We start from the raw sequence: 15,140 nt of genomic DNA, 5'->3' as shown, positions 1-15,140 counted from the left end.
GAGGGCTTACGGCTGTGGGAGGCCTTCGTCCTCTTCCTCGGCGGTCTGGAGGATCGCCTCATCCTCCACCACGGGCGCGATCGCGGCGCCGGCCGCAGCCTTCTGGGCGGGCGTCACGGGCTGCCCGTCGAGGCTTCCGACGAAGACGGTGACGTTGCGGTGGGCGAACTTGATGCCTTCGGCGTGGAAGGTCTCGCGAATCTTGGCGTACACGGCGCGGCGGACGAGGAATTGGTCGTTCGGCCGCGTCATGAACTTGACGCGGATGACCATCGCCGAATCCTCCATGTCGTAGACGCCCTGCGACTTGAGCGGCTGGAGGAACAGCGGCCCGACGTCCTCGTCCTCGAGCAGTTCCGCGCTGATGCGCTTCACCACCTTGTTCAGATGCGAGACCGAGGTGTCGTAGGTGACGCGGATCGGCAGCTTCACGATCACCCAATCGCGCGAATAGTTGGTCAGCTTCTTGATCTCGCCGAACGGCACCGTGTTCAGCGGACCGTTCTGGTGCCGGAGCTGGAAGGAGCGGATCGAGATCTTCTCCACCGTGCCCTTGACGAGGCCGATGTCGATATATTCGCCGGTCCGGAAGGCGTCGTCGATCAGGTAGAACATGCCCGAGAACATGTCCTTGATGAGGGACTGGGAGCCGAAGCTGACGGCGATGCCGATGAGGCCGGCGCCGGCGAACAGGGGCCCGATGTTCACCCCGAGTTCGTCGAGGGCGATCATGATGGCGACGATGAAGATGCTCGCGAGCAGGAAGCCGCGCACGATGCCGAGCAGGGTGCCGAGGCGCGTCGTCGAACCGATCGCCGCCGCCGTCGCGCCCTGCCCTTCCTCTTCGGTCGCCGCCCAGCGCTCGAGAGCGATCTCCTGGTCGAGCCACAGCTTGACGGCGCGATAGGCGGTGGTGGCCAGCAGAATGGCGATGAACAAGCCGGCCGATCGGCCGATCGGTCCGCGGGGGTCGAACACGTCGATGCCCCACACCGCGAGCACGCCCACCACCGCAGAGGCGATCGCGATAACGAGGGCGACATGCTCGGCGACGCCGCGCGCGATCTCGCGCCGGCGCACCGAGACCTGCGAGGCCGCGACGTCGTCGAGGGTCGTCGGGATCGGCGCAACGACGCGGTCGACGAACAGGATCATCGCGGCATAGACGAACATGCCGCCGAACACGGCACCGACCGGCCCGATGATCGGCGTGATCGGGTTGGTGTGGTCGAGCAGCACGCGGACCGTGCCGAGCGTCGCGGCGATCAGGAGCGCGATCGTCGTCAGCAGCGCCCAATGGCGCACGATGAGGTCGCGGGCCGGAAAGCGGCTGGCGCTGCGTAGATTGCGGGCGAGTTCCTGCGCCGAGGGGGGCTGCGGCGCGATCGCATGACCCAGCATCGGATCGAACCCGGCGTGGGCGTGCTGGACGGCCGAGGCCGGCGCGGCGTGATCCGCCGGCGCGGGGGCGACATGCACCCCGCCCTCTCCTGCGCCTGCGGCGGGCCCGGACGGCACCGCGGCGGCGCCGTGTTCTTGGGCACCACGTTCTCCGGCGCCATGTTCTCCGGCGCCATGTTCATGGGAATGCGCCGTTCCGCCGAGACGGGCGTGCAAGATGCGGGCGTGAAGCCGGGTGGCGATCAGCGAGAGCCAGATGCACGGCACCAGGAGGCCGACGATCTTCGACAGCCGCTGGATCGACCGGGCGACGTCCATGATCTCGCCGTAGGCGACGCATCCGCTGGCGATCGCCGCGAAGACGACGACGGCGAAAAGCTGAGCCGCCAGCCAGCGCGCGTCGCGGTCGCGCAATCGGATGACGCGGTGGGCGGGCTCCCGCGGGGCGACGATGGCGACGATGACCGTGAAGCCGACGAGGATCTCGGTTGCCGGAACCAGGAAGACGAGGAAGGTCTTGCGCGTCTCCTCGACCTCGTGGCTGAGCGCCGTCACCACCGCACCGCTGACGACCACGAAGACGGCGACGCCCACGACCATGAGGAAGCCGCGCGCGAGGAGGAAACTCACCCGGTCGGCGCGATCGCGCACCGGCTTCGCCGCGAGCCGAATGAGCGCGCGGACGCTCCAGCGCCGATAGAGCAGCAAAGCGAGCCCGCCGAACACGGCGGAGATGGCGGCGTTGCGCGCGCCCCACACCACGCGGTCGAGGTCGCCGCTCGCCTGCTCCTCGGCGAGGCTGTCGGCGAAGGTCGCGACGTGCATCGGAATGTCGGCCGCGAGATCGGCGATGGCGATCTTCAGGTGGTGCAGCATGCGCACGAAATTGCGCGTCTTGCCCGTCGGCTGCTGCTGGGTTGGCGCCGGTGTCGCCGTCGCCGCGGCGGTGCCCGAGGCCGGCGTGATCACCATGATGGTGGCGCCGGACGACTTCGCGGCATCGATGACCGATTGCAGGGCGGCGGCCTCGGTTGGCGCCGCGGTGGCATCCTTCCCAGATGCGTCCTTCGCCGGCGCGGCCGCGCTCGATTTGCCTTCGACGCTCTCGATGGCGCCGAGCAGCGGCAGCTCGGCCGAGGCGGCCCGGCCGGCATCCGAGAAGACGACGAGGCTGAGCGCGAACAACAGAACGATCGGCGCCAGACCCGCCAGGCGCCCCAAACCCCAACGCCCCATCGTTCGCTCCTCGTTTCGGGCCGGCTGATCGGCCCGCCCGAGCCCCTGATTAGCACGCGCCGGGCGGCGGTGCAGTGCCTTCGTCGGACCGTCGGAGCCCTGCCATGCGCTGTGCGGCGTTGACGCCGTCGCACCCCCTCGGTATCCCGACCACAACGCGCGAGCCTCGTTGAGGACGCGGCCGACGGTGAGCTCCAGGACCCTCCGCCCCATGATCCCCAACGACATCGCGATCACCCCCGAGCTCGTGGCCGAGCATGGTCTCAAGCCGGACGAATATCAGCGCATCCTCGACCTCGTCGGTCGTGAGCCGACGCTGACCGAGCTCGGCATCTTCTCGGCGATGTGGAACGAGCATTGTTCCTACAAATCCTCGAAGAAATGGTTGCGCACCCTGCCGACCAAGGGGCCGCGGGTGATCCAGGGGCCGGGCGAGAACGCCGGCGTCGTCGACATCGGTGACGGGCTCGCGGTGGTCTTCAAGATGGAGAGCCACAACCACCCGTCCTACATCGAGCCCTATCAGGGCGCGACGACGGGCGTCGGCGGCATCCTGCGCGACGTCTTCACCATGGGCGCACGGCCTGTCGCGGCGCTGAACGCCCTGCGCTTCGGCGAGCCCGACCATCCGAAGACCCGCCACATCGTGTCCGGCGTGGTCGCCGGCGTCGGCGGCTACGGCAATTCGTTCGGCGTGCCGACCGTCGGCGGCGAGGTCAATTTCGACCGCCGCTACAACGGCAACTGCCTCGTCAACGCGATGGCCGTCGGCCTCGCGCGCACGGACGGCATCTTCCTGTCCGCCGCCTCGGGCGTCGGCATGCCGATCGTCTATCTTGGTTCCAAGACCGGCCGCGACGGCATCCACGGCGCCACGATGGCCTCGGCGGAGTTCGACGAGGGCTCGGAGGAGAAGCGCCCGACCGTGCAGGTCGGCGACCCGTTCTCGGAGAAGCTGCTGCTCGAAGCGTGCCTCGAACTGATGGCCTCGGGCGCCGTCATCGCGATCCAGGACATGGGCGCGGCCGGCCTCACCTGCTCGGCGGTCGAAATGGGCGCCAAGGGCGACCTCGGCGTCGAGCTCGACCTCGACAAGGTGCCCTGCCGCGAGGAGGGCATGACCGCCTACGAGATGATGCTCTCGGAGAGCCAGGAGCGCATGCTCATGGTGCTGCACCCCGAGCTCGAGGCTGAGGCCAAGGCGATCTTTGTGAAGTGGGGCCTCGATTTCGCGGTGATCGGCCACACCACCGACACGCTGCGCTTCATCGTCCGCCACCAGGGCGAGGTGATGGCCGATCTCCCGATCAAGGAGCTCGGCGACATGGCGCCCGAATATGACCGCCCCTGGGTGCGTCGTCCGGCGCCCGCGCCGCTGCCGGCCGAGGCCGTGCCGGCGCCGGCCGATCTCGGCGCGACTCTGCTCGACCTCGTCGGCTCCCCCGATCTCGCCTCGCGCCGCTGGGTGTGGGAGCAATACGACCACCTCATCCAGGGCAACACCGCGATCCGCCCGGGCGGCGACGCCGGCGTCATCCGCGTCGACGGCACCAACAAGGGCCTCGCGATGAGCGTCGACGTGACGCCGCGTTATTGCCGCGCCGATCCCGTCCAGGGCGGAGCCCAGGCCGTGGCCGAGGCGTGGCGCAACCTGAGCGCCGTCGGCGCCACCCCGATCGCGCTCACCGACAACCTCAATTTCGGCAATCCCGAGCGCCCGGAGATCATGGGCGAGTTCGTCGGCTGCATCGAAGGCATCGGCGCCGCGGCCCGCGCCCTCGACTTCCCGATCGTCTCCGGCAACGTGTCGCTCTACAACGAGACCCTCGGCGAGGCGATCCTGCCGACGCCCGCGATCGGCGGCGTCGGCCTCATCGACGACGTGGACGTCGCGCTCGGCATCGCCTTCAAGGCGGCGGGCGAGACGGTTCTCCTCGTCGGCGGCCACGGCAGCCACCTCGGCCAGTCGATCTATCTGCGCGACGTGCTCGGCCGCGAGGATGGTCCGCCGCCGCCGGTCGATCTCGCGATCGAGAAGCGCAACGGCGATTTCGTCCGCGGCCTCATCGGCGCGCGCCGCCTCACCGCCTGCCACGACATCTCGGACGGCGGCCTCGCGATCGCGCTCGCCGAAATGGCGATGGCCGGCCGAATCGGCGCCCGCGTCGCCGTGCCCGGTCCCGCCCACGTCGCCCTCTTCGCCGAGGATCAGGCCCGCTATGTGGTCACGGTCGGCGCCGATCAGGCCGCGGCGATCGAGGCGGATGCCGCGAAAGCCGGCGTTCCGGTCGTCCGGCTCGGCGAAACCGGCGGCGAGGCGTTGATCGTCGACGGTGCGCTCTCCATATCGGTTGAAAAGCTCGTCGGCCGGCATGAAGATTGGTTCCCGCGCTTCATGGGCGCGCCCGGCGCGGCCTGAGGCAAGGGCCTGAGACGAAGGTCTCGGGCAAGGCCGCCGGCCCCACATTCTGGAGGACGCTCGACCGATGGCGATGGATGCGCACGAGATCGAAACTCTGATCAAGGCGGCTCTTCCGGACGCCCGGATCGAGATCCGCGATCTCGCGGGAGACGGCGACCATTATGCCGCCGTCGTCGTGTCGTCAGCCTTCAAGGGCAAGAGCAGGGTGCAGCAGCACCAGATGGTCTACGAGGCGCTGCGGGGCAACATGGGCGGTCAGCTCCATGCCCTCGCGTTGCAGACGTCGGCACCGGACGCTTGAGCGGCCGGCGGCATCAAGGATTTCGCGACATGAGCACGATCCACGACTTCATCGACGGCGAGATCAAGGGCACCGACGTGGTGCTCTTCATGAAGGGCTCGCCGAGCTTCCCGCAGTGCGGCTTCTCGGGCCAGGTCGTCCAGATCCTCGATTATCTCGGCGTGCCCTATAAGGGCATCAACGTGCTCGAGTCGGTCGAGCTGCGCCAGGGCATCAAGGATTATTCCAACTGGCCGACCATCCCGCAGCTCTACGTCAAGGGCGAGTTCCTCGGCGGCTGCGACATCGTCCGCGAGATGTTCCAGGCGGGCGAGCTTCAGGACTTCCTGAAGGAGAAGGGCGTTCCGGTCCGCGACGCCGCGTAACGCGCCTCGCCTCCCGACCGTTTCAGCGCCCTGCGCGGCCGACCGGCCCGCAGGGCGTCTCCATTTGGCGGCCGCCCGTGGCGGCGCCGACCACCGTCACGCAAGCGTGACGGCCGCGCCTCTGGCTTGAACGGCCGCTGGCGCGCAGATATGCCTCCATCGATCTGGTTCGATCCCTCGGACGCGCTGGCGACGGCCTCCCCCCGTCGAAGCGCACGCGAGACATGACATGACAGGCGTTCAGAACGCATCCGCGGCCCCGTCCGGCCCGGAGGCGCCGCATCCCATTTCCGGTGGGCTCACCTTCGTCCTGGCGCTCGCCTGCGGGCTGATCGCCTCCAACCTCTATTATTCCCAGCCGCTGATCGCCCCGATCAGCGCGGCGCTCCACGTCAGCGACGAACAGGCCGGCCTGATCGTCACCCTGACCCAGATCGGCTACGGCCTCGGGCTCCTGTTCGTCGTGCCGCTCGGCGACATCGTCGAGAACAAGCGGCTGATCCTCACCCTCCTCGCGCTCAGCGTGGTGGCCGTTTCGGCGCTCGCCGTCGCGCCGACCGCCCACATCTTCCTGTTCGCCGCCGCCCTCGTCGGCGTCACCTCGGTCGCGGTGCAGACGATCGTGCCCTATGCGGCGCATTTCGCCCCCGAGGCGACCCGCGGCCGCGTCGTCGGCAACGTCATGAGCGGGCTCATGTTCGGCATCATGCTGGCGCGGCCGATGGCGAGTTTCGTCGCCGCCGCGGCGGGCTGGCGCGCCGTGTTCCTGTGCGCGGCGGTCGCGCTCGCGGCTTTGTGGGGCCTGCTCGCCGTCACGCTGCGCCGCCGCGCGCCGCATCCGGGCACGAGCTATGCCCGCGTCCTGAAATCGCTGTGGCCGACCTTGCGCGACACCCGCGTGCTGCGCCGCCGCGCCCGCTATCATTCGCTGCTGTTCGGCTGCTTCAGCCTGTTCTGGACCGCGGTGCCGCTGCTCCTCGCGAGCCCCGCCTTCGGGCTTGGCCAGGGCGGCATCGGCCTGTTCGCCCTCGTCGGGGCGGCCGGCGCCATCGCCGCGCCGTTCGCCGGCCGCGCCGCCGACCGCGGCTGGAGCAACGCGATCTCGATCGCCTCGATCGCCGCGGTCGCCCTCGCCTTCCCGCTGGCGCTCTACGCCGCCCACGCCGGGTCCGTGGTGCTGCTCGGCGCGGCGGCGGTTCTGATCGACATGGGGATTTCCGGCCACCTGATCCCGAGCCAACGCGCCCTATTCTCCATCGGCGCCCACATGCGCGGGCGCCTCAACGGCATCTTCATGGCGCTGTTCTTCACCGGCGGCGCGATCGGCTCGGCGCTCGCGAGCTACACCTTCGCGACCGGCGGCTGGCGGCTCACCGCCGAGGTCGGCTTCGGCGCCGGCCTCCTTGCGTTGGGGCTCTACGCCCTCGACAGCGCCCGCGACGCGATCACGGCCCGGGACGAGATGGAGAAGGCCCGCCCTGCGCGGTGAACGCCGGGCACACAGCACCTAGCCCGGTCAGTCGGCCGGCTTCGGCGCAAGTTGCGTCTTGAAGAAGGCGACCACCTCGGCGTCGAAGGCCTTGTGGAACGCGGCGCGGTCGAAGCCCGGCGGATCGGCGCAGATCTCCGGCGCCGCCTTGGCGAGCTCCGGCGGGCAGACCGTCAGGAATGCGAAATGGTTCGCCCCGGGTACGACGTGGAGCGCGGGGTGCCCCGGCAGATCGGCGGCGACCCGGGCGACATCCGCAGGCGCGACACCGTCGCCGCCGAATTCAGATCCCCAGAGAGCGATCGGCGCCGAGACGCCCTGCAAGGTCTCCTTGGTCGGGAAGACGCTGCTCAGCGGATCGGCGATCACGTAGGCCTTGATGCGGGGCTCGTGGAGGGACGGCGCCGGCGGCGCCCACGAAGGGTCGATCCGCCCGCACTGTGCCCCGGTCGGGTCGCCGCAGCGCGCCTTGAGCGCCGGCAGGTCCGGCGACGCGCCGGCGAGCCCAAGACCGGTATAGCCGCCCCGTGAAAAGCCGAAGAAGCCGATGCGCTCGGGATCGATCTTGGCCGCGTCGGGGGCCTTGTGCAGCATGTAATCGATCAGCCGCTTGATGTCGGTCGGCCGGCTCGCCAGCGCAGCGAGCGAACGCTCCTTGTCGGGATTCGAAGCGGTGTCGTCCGGATGATTGAGGGCGACCACGATGAAGCCCGCATCGGCGAGCACCTCGGCGGTGTCGTGATGCACGAGGCTGGTGCCGCCGAACCCGTGGGAGACGACGATGAGCGGCAGTTTGTCGCCCGCGACCGGGCAATCGCGCACCGCGGGAAGCGCGAACGGGCCGAGGGTCACGGTCCCCGCCGGCACGGCGCAGGGCGACCATTCGGCGACCTTGATAGCCGGGCCTTCGGCGTCCGCAGGAATCTGAAAGACCTTGAGGCCGGCGGCGTGGGCGAGGCTCGTGGTGCAACTCAACACCGCCGCGAGCCAGAAATTGCGAAGCCGCATCGTGTTCCCTCTCCCGTGCTCCCAGCCGACGTCTGCTTAGCCCAGGCATCGGGGAGAACGGAAGGTCGGGAAACGAAAAGGCCGCCGAGGGGGACCCCGGCGGCCTTTTCCATTCGAACGATCGAACCGATCAGCGCGAGTAGAACTCGACGACCAGGTTCGGCTCCATCTGCACCGGGTACGGCACATCGCCGAGGGCCGGAACGCGGACGAACTTGGCGGTCAGCTTGTTCTGATCGACCTCGAGATAATCCGGCACGTCGCGCTCGCCAGACTGCACGGCCTCGAGCACAAGCGCCATCTCGCGCGACTTCTCACGAACCTCGACGACGTCGCCCGGACGGACGCGGTAGGAGCCGATGTTGACGCGCTTGCCGTTCACCTTGACGTGGCCGTGGCTCACGAACTGACGGGCGGCGAACACGGTCGGCACGAACTTGGCGCGATAGACGAGGGCGTCGAGACGGCTCTCGAGCAGGCCGATCAGGCGCTCCGAGGTGTCACCGCGCTGGCGCGAGGCTTCCTCGTAGACCGCATAGAACTGCTTCTCGGAGATGTTGCCGTAATAGCCCTTGAGCTTCTGCTTGGCGCGCAGCTGCACGCCGAAGTCGGAGAGCTTGCCCTTGCGGCGCTGGCCGTGCTGGCCGGGGCCGTATTCACGGCGGTTCACGGGGCTCTTCGGACGACCCCAGATATTCTCGCCAAGACGGCGATCGATCTTGTGCTTGGCGCTATGGCGCTTGGACATTCGCAGTTTCCAAATAAGAGCTTCGCTGGAAACGCGCCCTCCTCTGCGCGAACCGGCAAGCGGTTCGGCCGACAGGTCCCCGGCAAAAGCGCTTCGCTCGGGGTTCCACGGGTGCGTCAACGGCCTTCCCCGCAGCGACAGCCGCGTGGAAACCGGATCGCGGCGTGCTACAGCAATCGGCCGCCCGGCGCAAGGGCAAAGGCGCGCTCGGTGCGCAGGGGGTCGTGGGCTACGGCCGCGGCGAAGGCTCCGCCCAAGGTCTGCCCCTCGTCCCAAGCCAGATGGCGGCGCGCCAGGGCCATTTCGAGCGCAGGCTCCGGACGGTGGCCGGAGGTGAAGATCGCCCGGCCGGGCCGCAAGCCCTCTGCAATGGGATCGGCGACGGCGGGCGACGCCGGGGCGAGCCCGAGCACCTCGACGGTGCGCCGGGCGATCGCCGGCGACGGGTCGATCCACGTCACCGGCCACGGAGCGAGCCGGGCGAAGACGTCGGCAAGGAAGGGATAATGCGTGCAGGCGAGCACGACCGCGTCGGTCCGGCGGCGGTCGTGCTCGACGAAGCAGGGCGCGATTTCCTCGGCGATCGCCGCCTCGTCGATGCCAAGACCGCGCAGGCGCGCCTCCGCGAGCGCCGCGAGCCGGCGCGAGCCGACAAGCGTCACCTCCACGCCGTGGGCGTGTTTCTCGATCAGGGCACGGGTATAATCCCGGGCGACGGTCCCAGGCGTCGCGAGCACGCTCACGAGGCCGCTCTTGGTGCGCTCCGCCGCCGGCTTGATCGCCGGTACGGTGCCGACGACCGGCACCGCGAGCGCGGCCCGCAGGGTCGGCAGCACCAAGGTCGAGGCTGTGTTGCAGGCGATGACGACGATGTCGGGCGTGATCGCCGCGACGAGGCGGATCATCAAGGCCGCGACGCGGGCCGTCAGCGCCGCCTCGTCCCAGGCGCCGTAGGGGAATCCGGCATCGTCGGCGACGAACACAGTCTCGGCCTCAGGCAGCCGGGCGGCGATCTCGCCCTGCACGGACAGACCGCCGATGCCGGAATCGAAGACGAGGACGATCGGATCTTTTCGGGGCGACGGGGCGGACATGACCGAAGCGATAGCGCGTTACCGCCCGCGCGTCACGCCGAACGGCAGCCGATCCCCCGAAGGGCGCCCCCTCATCGTGACGCGTTCCATCCGTCTTGGTGCGGAAACGCACCAAGACGGTACATAAAAGACCGAATATCAAAAAGTGGAGCCTACAAAAAGCTGCCATTGCCAGATGCTACCACTAGTGTAGCGATGCTAACGGGCGACGAAGCAGGCTATGGATGGCCGGTGTGCTCGCGCTGTTGTCGGGTCAGGCATGGAGCAGACGATGAGCGATATTGTGGGGGCCGACGTCCTCGTCCGGAATCTGAAGGCGCAAGGCGTGCGTCACGTCTTCGGTGTGCCCGGCGCAAAGATCGACCGCGTGTTCGAATGCCTGAAGGGCTCCGCCATCGAGACGGTGGTCTGCCGCCATGAGCAGAATGCCGCCTTCATCGCCGCCGGGATCGGCAAGATGACCGGCAAAGCCGGGGTCTGCCTGGTCACCTCCGGACCGGGCGCGACCAACCTCGTCACCGGCTTCGCCACCGCCAACTCCGAAGGCATGCCGGTCGTCGGCTTCGCCGGCACCGTACCGCGCCACGAACTTCTGAAGCAGACCCACCAGAGCCTCGATTCGGTCAGCCTGTTCCGCCCCGTCACCCGCTATTCGGCGGAGGTCGAGACCCAGGAGGTGATCGGCGAGGTGGTCGCCAACGCCTTCCGTGCCGCCGAATCGGGCCGCCGCGGTGCCGCCTATGTCAGCCTGCCGACCGACGTGATGAACGGCCCGGCCTCGGACGTGGTGCTGACGCCGGTCGGCGTGCCGACCTTTGGGCCCGCGCCCGCCGAAGCCGTCGCCGCCGCAGCCGCGCTGATCGCCAAGGCCCAGCTTCCGGTTCTCGTCCTCGGCATGGATGCGAGCCGCCCGGCGAACGCAAGCGCGGTGCGCACCCTCCTCGCCGCCCATCCGATCCCGACCGTGTGCACCTATCAGGGCGCCGGCGTGGTTCCCCGTGCACTGCTCGATTGCTTCGCGGGCCGCATCGGCCTGTTCCACAACCAGCCGTCCGACGTCGTGCTCGACGCCGCCGACCTCGTCATCACCGTCGGCTACAACCCGATCGAGTACGATCCGGACTTGTGGAATGCCGGCAAGACCCGGCCGATCGTCCACATCGACCACGTCCTCGCGTCGATCGACCGGGATTATCGCCCGACGATCGAGCTCCAGGGCGACATCGCCGCGACGATCGCCGCCCTCTCGGCCGCCCTGCCGCCCCAGTTGCGGCGCGATGCCCACCCGGCGCTTCGCCAAGCCCGCCAAGAGCTCGAGGAGGTTCGCGCCCGCGGCGCCGGCCACGGCGGCACGCCGCTGCATCCGCTGCGCATCATCGCCGACCTGCAGACGGTCCTCTCGGACGACGTCACGCTCGCCCTCGACATGGGCTCGTTCTACATCTGGCACTCGCGCTATCTTTATTCCTTCCGACCCGAGCAGATCCTCGTCTCGAACGGTCAGCAGACGCTCGGCGTCGGCCTCCCTTGGGCGATCGCGGCGTGCCTGGCCCGGCCGAACGACAAGGTGCTCTCCGTCTCCGGAGACGGCGGCTTCCTGTTCTCCGCCCAGGAGCTCGAGACCGCCGTGCGCCTCAAGTGCAACTTCGTCCACATGATCTGGCGGGACGGCACCTACAACATGGTCGCCTTCCAGGAGGGCCTGAAATACGGCGAGACCGCCGGCGTGGATTTCGGCCCCGTCGACACCGTGAAATATGCCGAAGCCTTCGGTGCCACCGGCTTCGCCGTCCGCAGCGCCGACGAGTTCCTGCCGACGCTGCGCCGCGCGATGGAAACCCCCGGCCCGGTGCTGATCGACATCCCCGTCGATTACCGCTTCAACGCCGACCTCGGCCGCGCCATGCACCAGGGCGTCATCGCCTGAACGGAGGGCGCGGACGCGCCTGCGGAGACCGGATCATGCCGACCCTGACTTGCGAGATTTCCCAATCGCTGTGGACCGCGCTCCAGCGCAAATCCGAGGAGACGGGGGAAAGCGTGTCCCACCTCGTCTCCCGCGCCCTCGCCGACAGCCTTCAGGTCGAGCACGGAACCCTGTTCCAGGTCTCGACCTCCGGCGCCCTCGTCGAGGGCGTGTTCGGCGGCGTCGTCTCGGTGGGTACGCTGCGCGAGCACGGTGATTTCGGCCTCGGCACCTTCATCGACCTCGACGGGGAGATGATCGTGCTCGATGGCGAGGTCTACCAGATGCGCAGCGACGGCACGATCCGCATCCCCGACGACCGTGAGCAGGTGCCCTTCGCGATCGTCACCCACTTCTCGCCGGACGCGACGGCGGCGCTGCCGCCCTTCGCGTCCTTCAAGGCTCTCACCGCGGATCTCGACGCCCGGCGCGGCACGGACAATCTCTTCTTCGCCGCGCTCATCCGCGGCCGCTTCGCGCGCCTGCATGTCCGCATCGCCTGCAAGGCCGACGCGCACGAATCCCTTGTCGAGGCGACCGGCCATCAGGCCGAGTTCACCCACACCGACATCGACGGCACCCTGCTCGGCTTCTGGACGCCCGCTTTCGCCAAGGGATTCGGCATTCCGGGCTGGCATCTCCACTTCATCAGCGACGACCGCAAGCACGGCGGCCATGTGCTCGATTGCACCGCCGAGGGGCTGACGGTCGCGCTCGAACACATCGACGATTTCCGCGTCGCGATCCCCGAGACGGCCGCCTTCCTCGCCGCCGATCTGTCCGGCGACACCACCGCCGCGCTCGACAAGGCCGAACGCGCCCACTGAGGCCCGATGCAGGGGCCGAGGGCCTTCGCGCCCCTTCCGGGGCGGACGGGCCATCGGTCCGTGTGCGGTCTTCGGCTGCTGAAGCCGGGGCGCCCCCGCTTTGCTCAGAGACGGACGCGGCGCACCTTGGTGCCGCGCAGCGCGACCGGCGCGTCGTCGATCACCCAATGGCAGTAGGTCGAGACACGGGTCCGGTGCTCGAGGTCCACATGGATGTGGTTCTCATGATAGCCATCCGAGCCCGGACCCAGCACCGTCATGAAGCGGGCGCAGGCGGTGTCGCGCATGGTGACGCGGAACGCCATCGGCAGATCGTGGCCCTTGGTCGTGAAGGTGCGCCCGTCGGCCAGCACGAAGCCGCTGACGTCGACCGCACCGCCCTTGGCGTGCTCGCTGAGCTTCGCCCCACGCACCCGGTTGCGCGGCCGGCAGCTATAGGAATCTGCGATCTTGACGCTCTGGAGCGGCGCACCGAGCTTGGCGACGGCGCCCGACATGTCGTCGCGCATCCAGTTCACCACCGCGACGGCGACCTCGCAGCGCACCTCCGCCGGCGGGTCCAAGGTCACCACATGGCCGTCCGGTGCACGGAAGGCGCTGAGCTTGGTCGCCTCGGTGACGCCGCAGGCGCCGGCCTTCGGCAGATCGGGATCGAACTTCATCTCGGCGAGCCCCCGCCGCACCAGGGCGGCGCAGGCGGGCGCGAGCCCGAGGGTACTTTCGACGAGGGGCGGCGCCGCATAGGGCGGCACCTTGGAACTCAACGGTCGCGGCACGCTTGGCGTGTTCCAATCCTTCGGGCTCGTCGCGCCTTTCGGGTTGATCGAGGCGAGCATCACCGGGTTCGCGGCCTCCGTGTCCGGCTCCGGCCGCGGCTCGGGCAGGCTGAGGCGCTGCCCCGGCGCGGGCTTGCCCTCGAGATCCGCGGGGGAATCGTCGTCATCGTCGGCGGCGGTCGCCGAGGCGTTCGCGGTCATCACGGGCTTGCGTGCCGGCAGGGCGAGGCCGAGGAACGTGGCGCCCGCATCCGGGGCATCCTCGGAAGTGTCCGCAGCGGGAGGCGCAGCGGCGGCGGCAGACGCGGTCGTGGCAGGCCGCGGATCGGGCCGCGGCAGCGCGACGGGCCCGCCGATCGCACCAGCGGACCCCGAGCCGGTGGCGGCCGAGCCGGCAAGTCCGGCGCCGCCGAGGCCCGTGGCGGTCGCAGCGGCGTCCGGGCCGGTCGTCGTCAGGCTGGCGGTGCGCACCCCCGGCTTCGGCGCCGGCACGGCGACCGGGCCGGCGAGCCCGGTGGCGCCATTCGGCCCTGCGGCGCCGGGCACCGCACCCGATCCGACGCGCGCCACGCCACCTTCCGCCGCGTCTGAGGCCGCCGCCCCCGGCCCTCCCGAGCCCGCTGCGCCCGGCTGAGTCCCCGGTGCGCCGCCGGCCCCCGCCGCGGCGGCTGCGGCGTTGCCGGCAGCGACATCGGGCGGCGGAATCAGGGCGACGCCCGAGGGTGCATAGCCTTCCGCCGCGAAGCCCGGGAGCGCACCGAAGCGGCGGCCGAGTTCGGTCGCGAGCGCAGCCTTCGCCGCCGCCATCGCCGCGGCCTGGGCCGGATCGGGCGCGGCCGCGAGGCTCGAGGCCGACGGCTTCGGTGCGGTGCGGTCGCCTTTGGCCGACTTCCCCTGATGGGGCGCATCGGGCAGCGGCGGCAGAATGAGCGTCGTCGGCGCCGGCCCCGTCACCTGCCCCTGCGGCACGATACTGACCGCAATGCTGACACCCTCCCCCGCCGTCTGCGCGAGGGCGGGGGATGGGGTGAGGGCGGGCTGTCCCCCCCAAATCACCGCCACTAACAACAAGCGCCGAACGCCATATGATCCCAAACCCGAAGACACCTCTGCTGCCATGCTGCACGAGACCTGGATCTGCTAGGAATGTCACTACAGCGAGGTTCCCTACTGCGCCTCGGGTTCGGCCAGTCTGGCCCCCAGAAGGTGACAGCCCATCGATACAGGTTCGCCGCGTGCGCTGAGAGCTGACAAGGCACCTTAGCATCCCTGGATCGGATCCGCCGCGTAGTACAGAATTACGTCGTTGCCCGCAACGCCACCTGCACGCCACCGCTAGCTAGCATACCAAAATCCCAACACCCGACAACAAGATCTACCAGGCCACCGCCGCGTCGAAAATTCAAAAAACACAATTACTTAATACACAGAAACACAAATCACCAGAATTAACTCCAAAGAGCGATTAAATACAAACACCAATGCCATCCCGGAGGCACCACACCCA

Annotated in this window: 11 protein-coding genes; 6 read left to right on the top strand and 5 right to left on the bottom strand. The window is 69.3% G+C overall.

Translation table 11 applies throughout. From position 1 onward, the window contains the following. Positions 1-6: 6 nt before the first annotated feature. The gene (locus F0357_RS24190) at positions 7-2,637 is read right to left on the bottom strand and encodes a mechanosensitive ion channel family protein (RefSeq protein ID WP_208948362.1); all 2,631 of its coding nucleotides are present in this window, start codon (positions 2,635-2,637) and stop codon (positions 7-9) included. 211 nt (positions 2,638-2,848) lie between these two features. Here F0357_RS24190 and purL point away from each other — a divergent pair, with 211 nt between their 5' ends. The 4 genes from purL (at position 2,849) to F0357_RS15320 (ending at position 7,214) form a co-directional block, all read left to right on the top strand. After that, entirely contained in the window at positions 2,849-5,056 is a 2,208-nt protein-coding gene (purL, locus tag F0357_RS15335) for a phosphoribosylformylglycinamidine synthase subunit PurL (protein WP_153483792.1), read from the top strand. Between the two features lie 67 nt (positions 5,057-5,123). Beyond that, positions 5,124-5,360: a BolA family protein gene (locus F0357_RS15330; RefSeq protein ID WP_153483783.1), complete on the top strand. Its 237-nt coding sequence runs from the start codon at positions 5,124-5,126 to the stop codon at positions 5,358-5,360. 29 nt (positions 5,361-5,389) lie between these two features. Continuing rightward, positions 5,390-5,725, top strand: a complete 336-nt coding sequence (gene grxD, locus F0357_RS15325; RefSeq protein ID WP_153483780.1) for a Grx4 family monothiol glutaredoxin — start codon at positions 5,390-5,392, stop codon at positions 5,723-5,725. Between the two features lie 229 nt (positions 5,726-5,954). Further along, complete coding sequence (locus F0357_RS15320) at positions 5,955-7,214, top strand: MFS transporter (RefSeq protein ID WP_153483770.1); 1,260 nt, start codon at positions 5,955-5,957, stop codon at positions 7,212-7,214. 27 nt (positions 7,215-7,241) lie between these two features. On the opposite strand, the gene F0357_RS15315 is transcribed toward F0357_RS15320, so the two are convergent. From F0357_RS15315 to murI, 3 genes are all read right to left on the bottom strand, one after another. After that, on the bottom strand, positions 7,242-8,222 hold the full coding sequence (locus tag F0357_RS15315; RefSeq protein ID WP_153483766.1) for an alpha/beta hydrolase family protein: 981 nt from the start codon (positions 8,220-8,222) through the stop codon (positions 7,242-7,244). Between the two features lie 130 nt (positions 8,223-8,352). Next, a complete protein-coding gene (gene rpsD, locus F0357_RS15310; protein ID WP_153483762.1) occupies positions 8,353-8,970 on the bottom strand; it encodes a 30S ribosomal protein S4 in 618 nt (205 codons plus the stop codon). A 167-nt stretch (positions 8,971-9,137) separates the two neighbouring features. Beyond that, positions 9,138-10,064, bottom strand: coding sequence for a glutamate racemase (gene murI / locus F0357_RS15305; RefSeq protein ID WP_153483759.1), 927 nt, complete (start codon positions 10,062-10,064; stop codon positions 9,138-9,140). A 271-nt stretch (positions 10,065-10,335) separates the two neighbouring features. On the opposite strand from murI, the gene alsS reads away from it, so the two are divergent. Beyond that, complete coding sequence (gene alsS / locus F0357_RS15300; RefSeq protein ID WP_246161479.1) at positions 10,336-11,991, top strand: acetolactate synthase AlsS; 1,656 nt, start codon at positions 10,336-10,338, stop codon at positions 11,989-11,991. Positions 11,992-12,026: 35 nt separating this feature from the next. Beyond that, a complete protein-coding gene (gene budA / locus F0357_RS15295; protein WP_153483754.1) occupies positions 12,027-12,857 on the top strand; it encodes an acetolactate decarboxylase in 831 nt (276 codons plus the stop codon). 104 nt (positions 12,858-12,961) lie between these two features. On the opposite strand, the gene F0357_RS25245 is transcribed toward budA, so the two are convergent. Beyond that, positions 12,962-14,602 carry an extensin-like domain-containing protein gene (locus F0357_RS25245; protein ID WP_208948361.1) on the bottom strand — a complete coding sequence of 547 codons (1,641 nt, stop codon included), beginning with the start codon at positions 14,600-14,602 and terminating at the stop codon, positions 12,962-12,964. Positions 14,603-15,140: the final 538 nt, after the last annotated feature.

The organism is Segnochrobactrum spirostomi, from assembly GCF_009600605.1.
Lineage (GTDB): Bacteria > Pseudomonadota > Alphaproteobacteria > Rhizobiales > Segnochrobactraceae > Segnochrobactrum > Segnochrobactrum spirostomi.
Note: the sequence above shows the minus strand (reverse complement) of the source record. Positions and strands in the feature narration are given on the sequence as shown.